Origin of the sequence: Mycolicibacterium austroafricanum (assembly GCF_902705885.1) — a bacterium.
In the GTDB taxonomy this organism is placed as follows: Bacteria; Actinomycetota; Actinomycetes; order Mycobacteriales; family Mycobacteriaceae; genus Mycobacterium; species Mycobacterium vanbaalenii_A.
Genome location: NZ_CACSIP010000001.1, coordinates 247,222 through 263,050, shown reverse-complemented (window position 1 = coordinate 263,050; position 15,829 = coordinate 247,222). Strand labels below are relative to the sequence as shown.

13 protein-coding genes and 1 pseudogene are annotated in these 15,829 nt (G+C 67.6%); 7 read left to right on the top strand and 7 right to left on the bottom strand.

The genetic code is table 11. The annotated features are described in order from the left end of the window. The first annotated feature begins 35 nt into the window (after nucleotides 1–35). From BEMPMBAN_RS01340 to BEMPMBAN_RS01330, 3 genes are read left to right on the top strand one after another with little or no spacing between them, the layout of a single operon-like run. Nucleotides 36–1,406, top strand: coding sequence for an MFS transporter (locus tag BEMPMBAN_RS01340; RefSeq protein WP_159228621.1), 1,371 nt, complete (start codon nucleotides 36–38; stop codon nucleotides 1,404–1,406). Next, a complete protein-coding gene (locus BEMPMBAN_RS01335; protein ID WP_159228620.1) occupies nucleotides 1,403–2,149 on the top strand; it encodes a 3-hydroxybutyrate dehydrogenase in 747 nt (248 codons plus the stop codon). Before BEMPMBAN_RS01340 ends, BEMPMBAN_RS01335 begins: the two co-directional genes overlap by 4 nt. Nucleotides 2,150–2,183: 34 nt before the next feature. Next, nucleotides 2,184–4,076 (top strand): acetoacetate--CoA ligase, encoded by a 1,893-nt coding sequence (locus BEMPMBAN_RS01330; protein WP_159228807.1) that lies wholly within the window; start codon nucleotides 2,184–2,186, stop codon nucleotides 4,074–4,076. Here the strand turns inward: BEMPMBAN_RS01330 and BEMPMBAN_RS01325 are convergent. The 7 genes and pseudogenes from BEMPMBAN_RS01325 to fadD3 form a co-directional block, all read right to left on the bottom strand. Continuing rightward, a complete protein-coding gene (locus BEMPMBAN_RS01325) occupies nucleotides 4,057–5,343 on the bottom strand; it encodes a 13E12 repeat family protein (protein WP_159228619.1) in 1,287 nt (428 codons plus the stop codon). The genes BEMPMBAN_RS01330 and BEMPMBAN_RS01325 overlap by 20 nt on opposite strands. A gap of 35 nt (nucleotides 5,344–5,378) precedes the next feature. After that, nucleotides 5,379–6,020, bottom strand: a pseudogene (locus tag BEMPMBAN_RS33075) (ROK family protein); the annotation flags it as partial. 92 nt (nucleotides 6,021–6,112) lie between these two features. Next, nucleotides 6,113–7,225 (bottom strand): pyridoxal phosphate-dependent aminotransferase, encoded by a 1,113-nt coding sequence (locus BEMPMBAN_RS01315; RefSeq protein WP_159228805.1) that lies wholly within the window; start codon nucleotides 7,223–7,225, stop codon nucleotides 6,113–6,115. A gap of 105 nt (nucleotides 7,226–7,330) precedes the next feature. Then, nucleotides 7,331–8,272, bottom strand: coding sequence for an acyl-CoA dehydrogenase IpdE2 (ipdE2, locus tag BEMPMBAN_RS01310; RefSeq protein ID WP_159228618.1), 942 nt, complete (start codon nucleotides 8,270–8,272; stop codon nucleotides 7,331–7,333). Between the two features lie 66 nt (nucleotides 8,273–8,338). Next, nucleotides 8,339–9,298, bottom strand: coding sequence for an acyl-CoA dehydrogenase family protein (locus BEMPMBAN_RS01305; protein WP_159228617.1), 960 nt, complete (start codon nucleotides 9,296–9,298; stop codon nucleotides 8,339–8,341). 5 nt (nucleotides 9,299–9,303) lie between these two features. Next, a complete protein-coding gene (locus BEMPMBAN_RS01300) occupies nucleotides 9,304–10,455 on the bottom strand; it encodes an acyl-CoA dehydrogenase family protein (RefSeq protein WP_159228616.1) in 1,152 nt (383 codons plus the stop codon). Nucleotide 10,456: 1 nt separating this feature from the next. After that, nucleotides 10,457–12,007: a 3-((3aS,4S,7aS)-7a-methyl-1,5-dioxo-octahydro-1H-inden-4-yl)propanoate--CoA ligase FadD3 gene (gene fadD3, locus BEMPMBAN_RS01295; protein ID WP_159228615.1), complete on the bottom strand. Its 1,551-nt coding sequence runs from the start codon at nucleotides 12,005–12,007 to the stop codon at nucleotides 10,457–10,459. A 60-nt stretch (nucleotides 12,008–12,067) separates the two neighbouring features. Between fadD3 and ipdE1 the strand changes: the two genes are divergently transcribed. The 4 genes from ipdE1 to fadA6 are packed head-to-tail and all read left to right on the top strand — an operon-like array spanning nucleotide 12,068 to nucleotide 15,795. Continuing rightward, nucleotides 12,068–13,228 carry an acyl-CoA dehydrogenase IpdE1 gene (gene ipdE1 / locus BEMPMBAN_RS01290; protein WP_159228614.1) on the top strand — a complete coding sequence of 387 codons (1,161 nt, stop codon included), beginning with the start codon at nucleotides 12,068–12,070 and terminating at the stop codon, nucleotides 13,226–13,228. Further along, nucleotides 13,225–14,016, top strand: coding sequence for a (5R,7aS)-5-hydroxy-7a-methyl-1-oxo-2,3,5,6,7,7a-hexahydro-1H-indene-carboxyl-CoA reductase (gene ipdF, locus BEMPMBAN_RS01285; RefSeq protein ID WP_159228613.1), 792 nt, complete (start codon nucleotides 13,225–13,227; stop codon nucleotides 14,014–14,016). The genes ipdE1 and ipdF overlap by 4 nt, the downstream gene beginning before the upstream one ends. Next, nucleotides 14,013–14,654, top strand: coding sequence for a TetR family transcriptional regulator KstR2 (gene kstR2 / locus BEMPMBAN_RS01280; protein WP_159228612.1), 642 nt, complete (start codon nucleotides 14,013–14,015; stop codon nucleotides 14,652–14,654). Before ipdF ends, kstR2 begins: the two co-directional genes overlap by 4 nt. Beyond that, on the top strand, nucleotides 14,647–15,795 hold the full coding sequence (gene fadA6, locus BEMPMBAN_RS01275) for a steroid 3-ketoacyl-CoA thiolase FadA6 (RefSeq protein ID WP_159228611.1): 1,149 nt from the start codon (nucleotides 14,647–14,649) through the stop codon (nucleotides 15,793–15,795). Before kstR2 ends, fadA6 begins: the two co-directional genes overlap by 8 nt. Nucleotides 15,796–15,829 lie beyond the last annotated feature (34 nt).

Here is a 15,829-nt window from a genome sequence, read left to right as displayed (position 1 = left end):
GAACTGTGGGCGGCATCACATAGGAGGGGAATGACATGAGCACTCAACACAGACCTCGGCCCGACGGCCCCGGGTCGGCACCGACCGGCCTCAAACGCGTCGTGGTCGCCTCGATGGCCGGGACCGTCGTCGAGTGGTACGAGTTCTTCCTCTATGCCACCGCTGCCACGCTGGTGTTCAACAAGATCTTCTTCGCCCAGGGCACCAGCGACGCCAACGCGCTGATCGCGGCACTGCTGACCTACGCGGTCGGGTTCGTCGCGCGGCCGCTGGGCGGCATCGTCTTCGGGCACTTCGGCGACAAGTACGGCCGCAAGAAGTTGCTCCAGTTCGCGATCCTGCTCGTCGGCGGCGTGACGTTCCTGATGGGCTGCCTGCCGACGTACGGACAGATCGGAGTATGGGCGCCGATCCTCCTTGTGGTCCTGCGGTTCTTCCAGGGCTTCGCGGTCGGCGGCGAATGGGGCGGGGCGGTGCTGCTGGTCGCCGAGCACAGCCCGAACAAGGACCGCGCCTTCTGGGCCAGTTGGCCGCAGGCCGCCGTGCCCGTCGGCAACATGCTCGCCACCGTGGTGCTGTTGGTGCTGACCGGCGTGCTGTCGGACGAGGCGTTCCTGTCCTGGGGTTGGCGTGTCGCGTTCTGGCTGTCGGCGGTGGTGGTGCTGATCGGCTACTACATCCGCACGAAGGTCACCGACGCGCCGATCTTCCTGGAAGCCCAGGAGGAGGTCGAGCGGGTCAAGGCAGTGTCCTACGGCGTGTTCGAGGTGCTGAAGCGCTATCCCCGCGGAGTCTTCACGGCGATGGGCCTGCGTTTTGCGGAGAACATCATGTACTACCTCGTCGTCACCTTCTCGATCGTCTACCTCAAGACCCACGTCGGTGCCGACACCGGAGACATCCTGTGGTGGCTGTTGGCCGCGCACGCGGTGCATTTCCTGGTGATCCCGCAGGTCGGCAGATTGTCCGATCGGTACGGACGACGGCCGGTGTACATCGTCGGTGCCATTCTCGCGGGTACCTGGGGATTCTTCGCGTTCCCGATGATGAACACCGCGAACTACCTGATGATCATGGGTGCGGTCATCCTGGGCCTGATGATCCACGCCCTGATGTACGCACCACAGCCGGCCATCATGGCCGAGATGTTCCCCACCCGGATGCGGTATTCCGGTGTCTCCCTTGGCTATCAGGTGACGTCGATCGTGGCCGGATCGCTGGCGCCGGCGATCGCCACCTGGTTGCTCGACAGGTTCGACTCGTGGGTGCCGATCGCCCTGTATCTCGCCGGCGCCGCAGCGATCACCTTGGTGGCGGCCCTGTTCAACCGGGAGACCAACGGTCTGGACCTCAAGACACTCGACGAGGCGGACCGCGAGCAGCTCGCCAAGGCGGGCATCGTATGAGCGGTCTCGACGGCCGCACCGCGCTGGTGACCGGCGGCGCGAGCGGCATCGGTGCGGCCTGCGCGCGTGAGCTGGCCGGCCGTGGGGTCACCGTCACGGTCGCCGACATCGACGACGCCGGCGCCAGGTCCGTGGCCCAGGAGATCGGTGGAACGGCTTGGGAAGTCGATCTTCTCGACGTGGAGGCGCTGGAGAGCCTGCAGCTGAGAACCGACATCCTGGTCAACAACGCGGGTGTGCAGAGCATCCACGAAATCGCCGAGTTCCCGCCGGAGCGGTTCCGCATGATGATGACGTTGATGGTGGAGGCGCCGTTCCTGTTGATCCGTGCCGCGCTGCCGCACATGTACCGCAGCGGGTTCGGCCGCGTCATCAACATCTCGTCGGTACACGGCCTTCGTGCTTCCCCGTTCAAGGTCGCCTACGTCACCGCCAAGCATGCCCTCGAGGGCCTGTCCAAGGTGACCGCGCTGGAAGGCGGTCCGCACGGCGTCACCAGCAACTGCATCAACCCCGGCTACGTCCGGACCCCGCTGGTGACCAAGCAGATCGCCGACCAGGCCAAGACCCACGGAATCCCGGAGGATCAGGTGATCGCCGAGATCCTGCTCAAGGAGAGCGCGGTCAAACGTCTCGTCGAGCCGGAAGAAGTCGGCGACTTGGCGGGTTGGCTGGCATCACCGGCGGCTGGCATGGTTACGGGAGCCTCGTACACGATGGATGGCGGATGGAGTGCGCGTTGATGTCGACGGCAGTGCCGAGGGCGGTGGGCCGCCCATGAAGCCCCAGTGGAATCCCACGGACCACGATGTCGCCGACGCCCGCGTCACCGACTTCGTGCGGTTCGCCGAGAAGCGGACGGGTTGCGGTTTCCCCGATTACCACGCCCTGTGGCGGTGGTCGGTGGCGGACATCCACACCTTCTGGGCCACTTTGTGGGACTACTTCGAGGTCGGTGACCGTGGACCCACGGTCCTCGAGAACGGGGACATGCCCGGCGCTCGGTGGTTCCCCGGCACCACACTGAACTACGTCGACCAGATCGTGCGCAACGCGCGCACCGACCGACCCGCGATCATCCACGTCAGCGAAGCGGGACCGGACCGCGAGGTGTCCTGGGCCGAACTGCTCGGACGCACCGCCGCATTCGCCGACACGCTGCGAGCAGCCGGTATCGGCCCCGGCGACCGCGTCGCCGGGTACCTGCCCAACATCCCGGAAGCAGTGATCGCGTTCCTGGCCACCGCCGCCGTCGGCGCCGTCTGGAGCGCCTGCGGACAGGACTACTCGGCGAAGGCTGCGCTGGACCGACTCGGCCAGCTCGAACCCAAAGCGCTGGTGACGGCGGACGGGTACACGTTCGGCGGGAAGTACCGGGACAAGACCGACGAGGTCGCCGCGCTGCGAGACGGATTGCCCACCTTGGCCGCGACGTTCACCGTGGACGACGTCGCCGCACACAGCGACCGCGAGATCGACACTGTCGCAGTTCCGTTCGACCACCCGCTGTGGATCCTCTTCTCGTCGGGCACCACGGGACTGCCCAAAGGAATTGTGCACGGCCACGGCGGGGTGGTGCTGGAACACCTCAAAGCTGTCGCGCTGCAGTCCGACATCGGCCGAGACGACACCTTCTTCTGGTTCACCAGCCCCAGCTGGATGATGTGGAACTTCCAGGTCGCGGGACTCCTCGTCGGCGCGACGATCGTCTGCTACGACGGCAGCCCGTCGGCAGGGCGGCCGGATGCCTTGTGGGAGATCGCGGCCCGGGTTCGGGCGACGGTGCTCGGCACCAGTCCCGGTTATGTGCTCGGCTGCATGAAGGCCGATGCCGACCCGAAGGGGACCCACGACCTGTCGGCGCTGCGGACCGTCGGGATCACCGGATCGTCGCTGCCGCCTGCGTCGTCGTTGTGGCTGAGCGAGCATGTCGGTGAACATGTCCAGGTTGCGTCGATCAGCGGCGGCACCGACGTGGTGTCGGCATTCATCGGTGGTGTCCGCACCGTTCCGGTCTGGCCCGGCGAGTTGTCCGCCCCGTTTCTCGGCGTCGCATTGGACGCGTGGGACGAAGCGGGCACGCCGGTCAGAGGCGAGGTCGGCGAACTCGTGGTCACCAAGCCGATGCCCTCGATGCCGGTGTGTTTCTGGAACGATCCCGACGGACAGCGTTACCGCGCAGCGTATTTCGAGACGTACCCGGGTGTCTGGCGTCACGGTGACTGGATCACCATCACCGACCACGGCAGCGTCATCGTGCACGGTCGGTCGGATTCCACCCTCAATCGCCACGGCATCCGGATGGGCAGCGCCGACATCTATCAGGCCGTCGAGAGCCTGCCGGAGATCGTCGAGGCATTGGTGATCGGTGCCGAACAACCCGACGGTGACTACTGGATGCCGTTGTTCGTGGTTCTCGATGAAGGCGTCGAACTCGACGATGCATTGCGCGACCGCATCAACGGCACCATCCGATCCGAGGTGTCCCCGCGCCACGTGCCCGACGAGATCGTCGCCGCCCCCGGCGTTCCGCACACCCGCACCGGCAAGAAACTCGAGGTGCCGATCAAGAAGCTGTTCCAAGGCGGCGACCCGGCCAAGGTCGTCGAGCGCAGCGCCGTCGACGATCCCGCCCTGCTCGACTGGTATGTCACGCAGCGTCGAAAGTGACCAGGTCGATGCTGAGTTGGCCTTCGATGAGGCTGAGTCGTCGGCGTACTGGTGGTCCGGGTAGGGGTGGGGCGGTGGACTGGTAGACCGCGCCGGTGGGGGTGCGGTATTCGGCGTGGTGTTCCCCGTCGATACCGGTCGTGGTGCTGACCTGCCAGCCGGGGGCGTCTTTGGCGTAGTTGCAGGCTTCGCAGTCACCGAGGCCGTTGAGTGCGCTGGTGGGGCCGCCGTCACGGACCGGGGTGGCGTGGTCGCAGTGCCGGATCGGGGCGTCGCAGTACGGGGTCCGGCANNNCTGGTCGCGCAGTTGCAGGAATCGTGCCAGCGCTTTGGGGAAGATCCTCGCCCGGGATTCCATCGCCACCAACTGCCCCGAGGTGGGGTGGCGGTACAGCCGGCGCAGCGTGGCTTTCACCGTTTTGTCGGTGGCGGCGTCGCCGGTCAGCTTGCANGCCAGCCCGGCCGGGATAGGACCAAACCCNTNCAGCCANGCCGGTTCGGTGTCGTCNCCGGCCAGGGTGGTGTCGGCCATCACCATGTTCAGTGCCACCGGCACCGGCTTGGTGGCCGGGCGCCCGGTGATCCGCTGATAGGCGGTATCGGCCATCACCTGACCCCGCGACCGCCCATCACCGCTCAGGTCGGCTTCGCGCTTCAGCGCGGCGTACATCGCGACTCCCTGCGCCACGGGCAGCAGGACCGTCAGGTAGGTCATGGTGTCCGGGGCCGGGCGGATCCACACCCCACGATCAGCGGCGGCTTTGGCGGAGCGGGCCACCACCGCCGCCGCATCCAGGCGGGCAGCGATCTTCTTGGCTTCGGCTTCGACCTGGNNNTTNCCCCACCCGGACAGACGCGAGGTGTCGGCGCACAGNTCGGCGTCNANNTNNCGGCGNTGCTCCACGCTCAAACACGCCGATTGTTTGACGATCAGGGTGGCCCGCCANTCCGAGAGCATCCCGGTTTCNAGNGCGGCCAGGGTGTGGGGCATCTCGTGCACCAACGCCTGGGCGAACCCGAGATGGCGGTTCCCGCACGTCGGGGCCTCNCGNCGGGCCAGCGCCACCTCCGACGCCAACCCTTTGCCGCGGCGCCGCGCCGGCACCCCGGCAGCTTGCTCGGCAGCGCGGCGTTTGGCCGCCCACAACGCCGTCACCCTCGCCTGGGCCGCCGCCGCCACCGACTTCAACGTCTCGAAGCGCTCCACCGCAGCCCGCAACTCAGCCTCATCGGCCCCGGGGTCGATATCGAACACACTATCGAACATGAACCCACGCTAAACCACAGCGCCGACAAGTCCGGTCACCTCAGGGTGAGTTGCCGAGCGCGGTGGTACTGCTCGAGCACCTGAGGCGTCGCGGCGGCGTCATACGCAGTGGTCACCCCGACCGACCATGGCGGGGGTGACTCATTCCCGGACAGCACCCAGGCCGCCTGCCGGGCCGCCCCGAGGGCGACGTACTCGGCAGGGGTCGGTACGTGCACCGCGGTGTTGAACACCGCAGGCGCGATGCGCCGCACGGCCTCGGATCGTGCGCCACCGCCGTCGCGGTGATTGCCGAAGAGGTGCTCGGCGATCGCTCCGGCGTTGGCATCGTTGGCCGCGTACACCGGCAATTGTGTTGCCGCACTGAGGGCTTGACCGATCTCGACATCGTGCCAGTCGAGATTCGGCGCGAGCTGCACCGTTGATTCGGGGCCGTGCACCAATCCCGGCACCGCGACGCCGAGGGCGGTGATCGACCGTCCGGGGCCGATGGTGGAGCGGATCCGGTGCACTTCTTCTGCCGCGATGGCCACGGTGTCTGCGGGGGTCGGCACCCGCTCGGTCGGGCAGCGCACCACGTCGAGCACCGCACCACCCATCGCCACCACTCCCACCGTGACGGCGTCGACCTCGGGGGTGACCGTCACGGCGAGCACGCGCCTGCCCGGGCGCACTATCTGGTCACCGGCGGGGTGTTGCTACTCGCCGCGAGTGTTGATGCGAGCTCGCGCCGACGGCGCTCGTCCGCCGGCCTGGGTGGAGCGGTGTACTAAGTCAGCCACGAACCGATCCGCCGCAGCGCCTCCTCGATGTCGGCGGACGAACCGGCAAACGACAGCCGCACGAACGCGCCGCCGCGGACGGTGTCGAAGTCGACCCCCGGCGCAATGGCAACACCGGTCTCGGCCAACAGCTTCGAGCAGAACGCCAACGAATCGGTGGTCAGGTGCGAGACGTCGGCGTAGACGTAGAACGCGCCGTCGGTCGGGGCGAGCCGGTCGATACCGATCGATCGCAGACCGTCGAGCAGCAGCGTCCGGTTCGCCGCGTAACCCTCCAGCAGAGAGTCGGCCTCCGCAACCGACTCCGCAGTGAACGCCGCGACTGCGGCCTCCTGGGCGAGCGTCGGCGGGCAGATGGTGAAGTTGCCGGTCAGGCAGTCGACAGCCCGCCGCAGTTCCTCGGGCACCAGCAGCCAACCCAGCCGCCACCCCGTCATCGCGAAGTACTTCGAAAAACTGTTGACCACCACGGCTTCTCGCGACGTCTGCCACGCGCTACTGGTCGCCGGGGAACCCTCATACACCAGGCCGTGGTAGACCTCGTCGCTGATCAGGCGCACCCCGGTGGTGGCGCACCACGACGCGACCGCGGCGAGCTCCTCGGGAGGGATCACCGTGCCGGTCGGGTTCGCCGGGCTCGCCACCACCACCCCCGCGACGGGCGGATCCAGTTCGGACAGCATCTGCGCCGTCGGCTGGAAGCGGGTCTCGGGACCGCACGGCAGCTCGACCACCTCGCAGCCGAGCGCCGAGAGGATGTTGCGGTAACACGGATAGCCGGGGCTGGCGATCGCCACCCGGTCGCCGACATCGAAGCAGGCCAGAAACGCCAACAGGAACCCGCCGGATGAGCCGGTGGTCACCACGACATCGCGGGCCTCGACCTCCAGCCCGTATCGGCTCCAGTACGAGTCCGCGATCGCCGACCGTAGTTCAGGCTTTCCCATCGCCACCGTGTAGCCGAGTTGGTTGTCCTTCAGCGTCGACACCGCCGCGTCGCGCACCGGCGACGGCGCCCCCGCGCTGGGCTGGCCTGCCGACAGGTTGACCAGATCACCGTGAGTGCGCTGTCGCTCGGCCGCGGCCAGCCACACGTCCATGACGTAGAACGGCGGAATCCCTGCCCTCAGCGAGACCCGGCCCGAATTGCTCCTCGCGTCCGCAGTCACCGAATTGCTCCTCGCGTCCGCAGTCACCGGTTCAGGCTAGAACACGTCTGATTCGAGGCGACGGAGATGCTCGCGCGGCGGGCCCAACAGCTGCGCGCTGGCGTGGGCGCGTTTGAAGTACAGCTGGATGTCGCTCTCCCAGGTGATCGCGATACCTCCATGAAGCTGGATCGCCTCACCGGCCACCGTCGAGAACGCCTCGCTGGCCGCGAGACGGGCGAGCGAGGCCGAGGTCGGTGACGGATCGGCCACGGCCTCGTCGACCACCGCCCGTGCGGATTGCACGGCGACGTAGAGGTCGGCCATCCGGTGTTTGAGCGCCTGGAAGCTGCCGATGGGACGGCCGAACTGGACGCGGTCCTTGGTGTACTGCACGGTCAGGTCCAGGCACCGCGATGCCGCACCGATCTGTTCGGCTGCCAGCAGGATCGCCGCGATGTCCAGCAGGCCGGGGTCCGGCCCGATCGCGGAGGTTTCAGCGGGCTGTACCCGGGCGAGCCGACGGGTCGGGTCCATCGAGACCGCGGGATCGGCGGTGAACTTTGTCCAGCGCGTCAGGTTCTCCCCGTCCGCGGCGACGACGACGTCGGCGACGTCACCGTTGACGACGTATTCCGGATCGAAGACCACCGCCCCGATCGACGATCCCTCCGCCAGCTTCTCCAGAGAATCGGTGTCGGGCTCGTCGGCCGACAACAGAGCCAGTTCCGCCAGCGTCGTACCCCACAGCGGCGTCGGTACCAGCGACCTGCCCAGCTCTTCGAGTGCGACCGCGGCGTCGGCGACTTCGCCACCGGCGCCACCCGATTCCTCAGGCACCACCAGTGCTGCGACCCCGACCTGTTCACACAGCATCTGCCAGAGCGATTCGTCATAACCCCGCGGCGAATCCATCGCCTCGCGCACCGACTCGGGTGTCGCATGCTTTTCGACGAGCGCGGCGACGGTCTCGCGCAGCAGTTCCCGTTCTTCTGTCATGCGCGATCCGCCTTCGCTCCTCGCTGAACCGTCATGCGCGATCCGCCTTCGCTCCTCGCTGAACCGTCATGCGGTCAGTGCCTGCAATACTCGGCGTCGGTGCCACGTCGGATCGCCCCACGCCGGCCGCAGGGCCTGGACCCGCACCAACAACAGCGAGAGATCGTGTTCCTGCGTGAAACCGATGGCGCCGTGGGTCTGCAACGCCGAGCGCGCGGCCAACAGCGCCGCATCGGCCGCGGCGGCCTTCGCGGCGCTGACGTCCCGCGCGGCGTCGGCGGATCCTTCGGCGAGCGCGATCGCCGCCCCGTAGACCAGCGGCCGCGCCATCTCCACCGCGATGAGCACGTCGGCGAGCTTGTGTTTGATGGCCTGGTAGGTTCCGATGACCGTGCCGAACTGGCTGCGCTGCTTGGCGTATTCGACAGCGGTGTCCAGCATCGCCTGTCCCGCCCCCACCAGCTGTGCCGCGGTGGCCAGGGCGCCGAACTCGAAGGCGCGGGCCACATCGGCGGACTGGGGATCGCCGGAAGCTGTGACGTCGAAGAGCTTTCGGCTCATGTCGACCGACTCGTGCCGGGTGCCGGCCACCGCGTCACGTACCTGTCCGTCCTCGGCGAGCAGGATCAGGCCGGCGGTGTCGGCGTCGACCGCACGAGGGGCCAGCGGTGGCAGTGCCACCGTCGCGATCAGCTCACCCGACGCCAGCCCGGCGCTGCGCTCATCGGCCGCGAGCAGAATCGGTGCCACCGCGATGGACTCGGCCACCGGGCCCGGGACGCCCCAGCGTCCGACCCGCTCCAAGGCCACCACCAGGTCGACAGGGTGTGCCTCGATGCCGTCGTACTTCTCCGGCACCATCAGGGCTGTCACGCCGAGGTCGGCCAGTTGCGCCCACACCTTGCGTCCGGGCGCGGTGTCACCCTCGCCCCAGGCGCGCACGGCTGCGGGGAGATCGGCGGAACCCAGCGCCGCGTCGATGCTGGCGGCGAAGTCCCGCTGCTGGTCGTCTATCTCAAAGTTCACGGTCGCTACTTTCGGGGCAGGCCCAGCAGGCGCTCGGCGATGATGTTGCGCTGGATCTCGTTGGTACCCGCATAGATCGGGCCTCCCAGCGCGAACAGCAGGCCGTCCGTCCAGTTGCAGGATGCCTCCTCGTGCCCGGCGGTCTCGGCGACTTCACCGTCGGCTCCGCGCAGATCCAGCGCGGTCTGGTGCAGTGCGACATCCAGATCGGACCAGAACACCTTCGTCACCGACGACTCCGCGCCCAGCTCGCCGCCCCCTGTCAGACGCGTGACGGTTCCGAAGGTGTGCAGTCGGTAGGCTTGGGCCTTGATCCACGCGTCGGCGACGCGGTCGATGAACGCCGGATCAGGATTGTCACGCCATTGTGCGACAAGGCGTTCGGCAGGGGCGAGGAAGCGTGCCGGGCTGCGCAGCGACATGCCGCGCTCGTTGCTCGACGTGCTCATGGCGGACTTCCAGCCGTCGTGCACGGCACCGATCACGTCCTCGTCGGGCACGAACACATCGTCGAGGAAGATCTCGCCGAAACCGGTGTCACCGCCCAGCTGGGCGATCGGCCGCACGGTCACCCCGTCAGCCTTCAGGTCGAACATGAAGTAGGTCAGCCCCTTGTGACGCTGCGCCTCCGGGTCTGACCGGAACAGGCCGAAGGCCCGTTCGCCGAACACCGCCCGCGAACTCCAGATCTTCTGTCCGTTGAGAAGCCAGCCTCCGTCGGTCCGGGTTGCCGTCGAGCGCAGCGACGCCAGGTCGCTGCCCGACTCCGGCTCCGACCAGGCCTGCGCCCAGATCTCCTCGCCGCTGGCCATTTTCGGCAGGATCCGCCCCAGCTGCTCAGGGGTGCCGTGGGTGAACAGGGTGGGCGCGAGCATCGATGTGCCGTTGGCGCTCGCACGTCCTGGCGCGCCTGCACGGAAGTACTCCTCCTCGAACACGATCCACTGCAACAGCGTCGCGTTGCGCCCGCCGTACTCCTCGGGCCAGGTGATCACCGACAGACCGGCGTCGAAGAGCACCTTGTCCCAGTGCCGGTGCTGCTCGAAACCCTCGGCGGTGTCATAGGACTTCGTCGGGAACGAATCCTTGTTCGCGGCCAGAAACTCGCGCACCTCGTGTTGGAATTCGACGGTTGCGTCGTCGAACGTGAGGTCCATCTCAGCCCCTTTCTGTGTTCTCGGAGCGGCGACGGAGCTGCGGCTTGACGACCTTGCCGCCCGGGTTGCGCGGCAGCGCGTCGAGGAACTCGACTGTCCGCGGCCTCTTGAAGTTCGCGAGATGTTCGCGGGTGAAGTCGATCACGGTCTCGGCGTCCAGCTCGGCGCCGGGCAATGCGACGACGAAAGCCTTGCCCACCTCGCCCAGTCGCTCGTCGGGCACCCCGATCACGGCGGCCTCGGCGACACCCTCGAGGCGGGCCAGGACCTGCTCGATCTCGGCGGGGTAGACGTTGAAGCCGCCGCAGATGTACATGTCCTTGAGGCGGTCGGTGATCTTGAGATTGCCGGCCTCGTCGAGCTCGCCGACGTCCCCGGTGTGCAACCAGCCCTCGTCGTCGATCGCAGCGGCGGTGGCCTCGGGGTCGTCGAGGTAACCGAGCATCACGTTGGGCCCGCGCAGCAGGACCTCTCCTGTCTCGGCGCCGCTGATCGCCGCTATCCGCAGTTCGAAGTCCGCGATCGGCCGACCGGAGGTGGTGGCCACGGTGACGGCGTCGTCGTCGGCGCGGCACATGGTGCCGAAACCGCTGGCCTCGGTCAGCCCGTAGGCGGTGAGCACGATGTCGATGTCGAGTTCGCTCTGCATCCGCTCGATCAGCACGACCGGAATCGTGGCGGCCCCGGTGACCGCGAATCGCAGCGAGCCGAGGTCGTACCGGCTGCGTTCAGGGTGGTCGAGCAGGGTCTGATAGATCGTCGGCGGCCCGGGCAGCACGGTGATCCGGTGGTCGGCGACCGCCCTCATCGCCTGCACCGGGTCGAACGTCAGCTGCGGAAACAGCGTGGCGCCGGTCTGCAGGCACGCCAGGATGCCGGCCTTGTAGCCGAAGTTGTGGAAGAACGGGTTGATACACAGGTAGCGGTCATCGCTGGTGACCTGGCCGCACGCCGCCCACGCGGCGGAGGCGTCGAGCGACTGCCGGTGCGCGCAGCGCACGCCCTTGCTGCGGCCGGTGGTGCCGGACGTGAACAGGATGTCGGCGATGTCGTCGGGGGAGACGGCCTCGGCGCGGGCGTCGACCGCAGCCAGGTCGGTGCCCGACCCGACGAACTCGTCCCACGTGCCGTCGGCCTTCTCGATCGGGATCCGCACGATGTGGCGCAGCGCGGGCAGGGCGGGACGATCGACGGCGGCGGCCTTGTCCGCTCCCAGGAATTCACCGGAGGCGAACAGCAGCGGCGCTGCCGTACGGGCCAGGATGTCGGTGGCCTCGCTCGCGGTGTAACGCGTGTTCAGCGGCACCAGCACACCACCCGCGTGGTGGGTGGCCAGGCACGCCACCACCCAGTGCCAGGTGTTCGGCGACCAGATCGCGACTCGGTCGCCAGGTGCGACGCCCAGGTCGATCATCGCCGCCGCGGCCTGCCGGACCTCGGATCGCAATTCGGCGTACGTCATCGTCCTGTCCGCCGTCACGACGGCGGGATGATCGGGTAGCTCGCGCGCGATCCGGTCGAGAACGGCCGGAGTGGTTCTCAGCTGTGACATTCCGGGGGCGTCCCTGTCCCTCTCTAACAAAGCAAGTGCTTGGTAGGTTAGCCTACAGGGGTGATAGAGGTCCAGGAGTTCAGGGCTGAGGTACGCGACTGGTTGGCCGACAACCTCGTCGGCGAGTACGCCGCGTTGAAGGGTCTCGGAGGGCCCGGCCGCGAGCACGAGGCGTTCGAGGAGCGCCGGGCATGGAACCAGCATCTGGCGGCCGCGGGGCTGACGTGCCTGGGCTGGCCCACCGAGCACGGCGGCCGCGGCCTGTCCGTCGCACACCGCGTCGCGTTCTACGAGGAGTACGCCAAGGCGGACGCCCCCGACAAGGTGAACCATTTCGGCGAGGAGCTGGTAGGTCCGACGCTCATCGCCTACGGCACCGCCGAGCAGCAGAAGCGCTTCCTGCCCACGATCCTCGATGTCACCGAGCTGTGGTCGCAGGGCTACTCCGAACCTGGTGCCGGCAGCGACCTCGCCAACGTCTCGACGACGGCGACGCTGGACGGTGATCGATGGGTGATCAACGGGCAGAAGGTCTGGACCTCGCTGGCGCACTGGGCGCAGTGGTGTTTTGTCGTCGCCCGCACCGAGAAGGGTTCCAAGCGGCATGCGGGTCTGTCCTACCTGCTGGTTCCGCTGGACCAGCCCGGCGTCGACATCCGCCCGATCATCCAGTTGACAGGTGACTCGGAGTTCAACGAGGTGTTCTTCGACGACGCCCACACCGAAGCCGGCCTCGTCGTCGGTGAGCCCGGCGACGGCTGGCGGGTGGCGATGGGGACGCTGACGTTCGAGCGGGGCGTTTCCACTCTCGGCCAGCAGATCCGTTATGCGCGAGAGCATTCCAACCTCGTCGAGCTGGCCAAGCGCACCGGGGCCGCCGACGACCCACTGATCCGGGAACGGCTGAGTCGGTCCTGGGCCGGCTTGAAAGCGATGCGGTCGTATGCGCTGGCGACCATGGATGTGGAAGGGACCGCGCAGGCCGCCGGAAAAGATTCGGTGTCGAAACTGCTGTGGGCCAACTGGCACCGCGAGCTCGGCGAGATCGCGATGGAGGTGCAGGGCATGGCGGGTCTGACGCTGCAAGACGGCGAGTTCGACGAGTGGCAGCGGCTGTATCTGTTCTCCCGCGCCGACACGATCTACGGTGGCTCCAACGAGATCCAGCGCAACATCATCGCCGAGCGAGTGCTCGGCCTGCCGCGGGAGGTCAAGGGATGAGCGATCTTTCAGTCGCTCCCAAGGAGATCGACGGACACGGGCTGTTGACCGGGAAGGTGGTCCTGGTGACCGCGGCCGCGGGGACGGGCATCGGTTCCTCGGTGGCCCGGCGTGCGCTTGTCGAGGGCGCCGACGTGGTGGTCTCCGACTATCACGAGCGCAGGCTGGGGGAGAGCCGCGACCAACTGGCCGAACTAGGGCTGGGCCGCGTCGAAGCCGTGGTGTGTGACGTGACCTCCACCGCCGCAGTGGATGCGCTGGTCACCGACGCGGTGGCCGCGATGGGGCGACTCGACGTGTTGGTCAACAATGCCGGGCTCGGGGGGCAGACTCCCGTCGTCGACATGACCGACGACGAATGGGACCGGGTCCTCGACGTCACGCTGACATCGACGATGCGGGCCACGCGCGCCGCCCTACGGTACTTCCGCGACGTGCCGCACGGCGGTGTCATCGTCAACAACGCCAGCGTCCTGGGGTGGCGGGCGCAGCATTCGCAGGCGCACTACGCGGCGGCCAAGGCCGGCGTGATGGCGCTGACCCGGTGTAGCGCGATCGAAGCCGTCGAACACGGAGTGCGGATCAACGCCGTGTCGCCCAGCATCGCGCGGCACAAGTTCCTCGAGAAGACAAGCAGTTCCGAACTCCTGGACCGACTGTCGGAGGGAGAGGCGTTCGGACGGGCCGCCGAACCGTGGGAGGTTGCGGCCACCATCGCGTTCCTGGCCAGCGACTACTCCAGTTACCTGACCGGCGAAGTTATTTCGGTGTCGAGCCAGCACCCATGAGTGGGGAGCGCCCGGCCGCTGCGGCGACCCAGCAGACCAACACCAGACGCGACGAGCTTCTCGGGCTCGCCGCGACGATGTTCGCCGAGCGTGGGCTGCGCGCCACCACTGTGCGGGACATCGCCGACTCGGCGGGAATCCTGTCCGGCAGCCTGTACCACCACTTCTCATCCAAAGAGGAGATGGTCGACGAGGTGCTGCGCGGCTTCTTGGACTGGTTGTTCGAGCGCTATCAGCAGATCGTGGAGACCGAGTCCAATCCGCTGGAGCGGCTCAAAGGGCTGTTCATGTCCTCATTCGAGGCGATCGAGACCCGACACGCCGAGGTCGTGATCTACCAGGACGAAGCGAAGCGACTCTCCTCGCAGGAGCGGTTCGCCTACGTGGACGAGCGCAACAGAGAACAGCGCAAGATGTGGGTCGACGTGCTGAACCAGGGCATCGAGGAGGGCTACTTCCGCCCCGATGTCGACGTCGACCTGGTGTACCGGTTCATCCGCGACACCACCTGGGTTTCGGTCCGTTGGTACCAGCCCGGCGGGCCACTGACCGCGCAGCAGGTTGGGCAGCAATATCTTTCGATCGTCCTCGGCGGGATAACCGCCGACTCAACAAGCAAGGAGAGCAGCAATGGCTGAGGCCTACGTGATCGACGTGGTTCGCACCGCGATCGGAAAGCGCAACGGTTCGCTGGCCGGCGTGCATCCCGTCGACCTGGGGGCGGCGGTCTGGCGCGGCCTGTTCGAGCGCGTCGACGTAGACCCGGGTGCGGTCGACGACGTCATCGCCGGCTGCGTCGACGCCATCGGTCCGCAGGCGGGCAACATCGCCCGGTTGTCCTGGCTCGCAGCCGGATTCCCCGAGGAAGTCCCCGGTGTCACCGTCGACCGGCAGTGCGGTTCCAGCCAGCAGGCGATCTCGTTCGGCGCGCAGGCCATCATGTCCGGCACCGCCGACCTGATCGTCGCCGGCGGCATGCAGAACATGAGCCAGATCCCGATCAGCTCGGCGATGATCGTCGGGGAGCAGTTCGGGTTCACCTCTCCGACAAACGAATCGAAGAGCTGGCTGCACCGCTACGGCGACCAGGAGATCTCGCAGTTCCGGGGGTCCGAGCTGATCGCCGAGAAGTGGGATTTGTCCCGCGAAGAGATGGAGCAGTTCGCACTCACCAGCCACCAGCGTGCCCAGGCCGCAATCCGGGCCGGCCATTTCGAGAACGAGATCATCCCGGTGGACGGCTTCGCCGTCGACGAAGGTCCTCGAGACACGTCGCTGGAGAAGATGGCCGGACTCAAGACGCTGGTAGAAGGCGGCAGGCTGACCGCGGCCATGGCCAGCCAGATCTCCGACGGCGCCAGCGCGGTGCTGCTCGCCTCGGAGGAAGCGGTGAAGACGCACAACCTGAAGCCGAGGGCCCGGATTCACCACATCAGCGCGCGCGGCGCCGACCCGGTGTTCATGCTCACCGGCCCCATCCCCGCGACCCGTTACGCACTGGACAAGACAGGCCTGTCGATCGAGGACATCGACACCGTCGAGATCAACGAGGCGTTCGCCCCCGTGGTGCAGGCCTGGCTGAAGGAGACCAAGGCCGACCCGGAGAAGGTCAATCCGAACGGCGGTGCGATCGCGCTCGGGCACCCGCTCGGCGCCACCGGGGCGAAGCTGTTCGCGACCATGCTCAACACGCTGGAGCGAACCGGCGGCCGCTACGGCTTGCAAACCATGTGCGAGGGCGGCGGCACCGCCAACGTCACCATCATCGAGCGGCTCTGATCGCGCGCCACACCCGGGCCGGATCCAGGTCCAG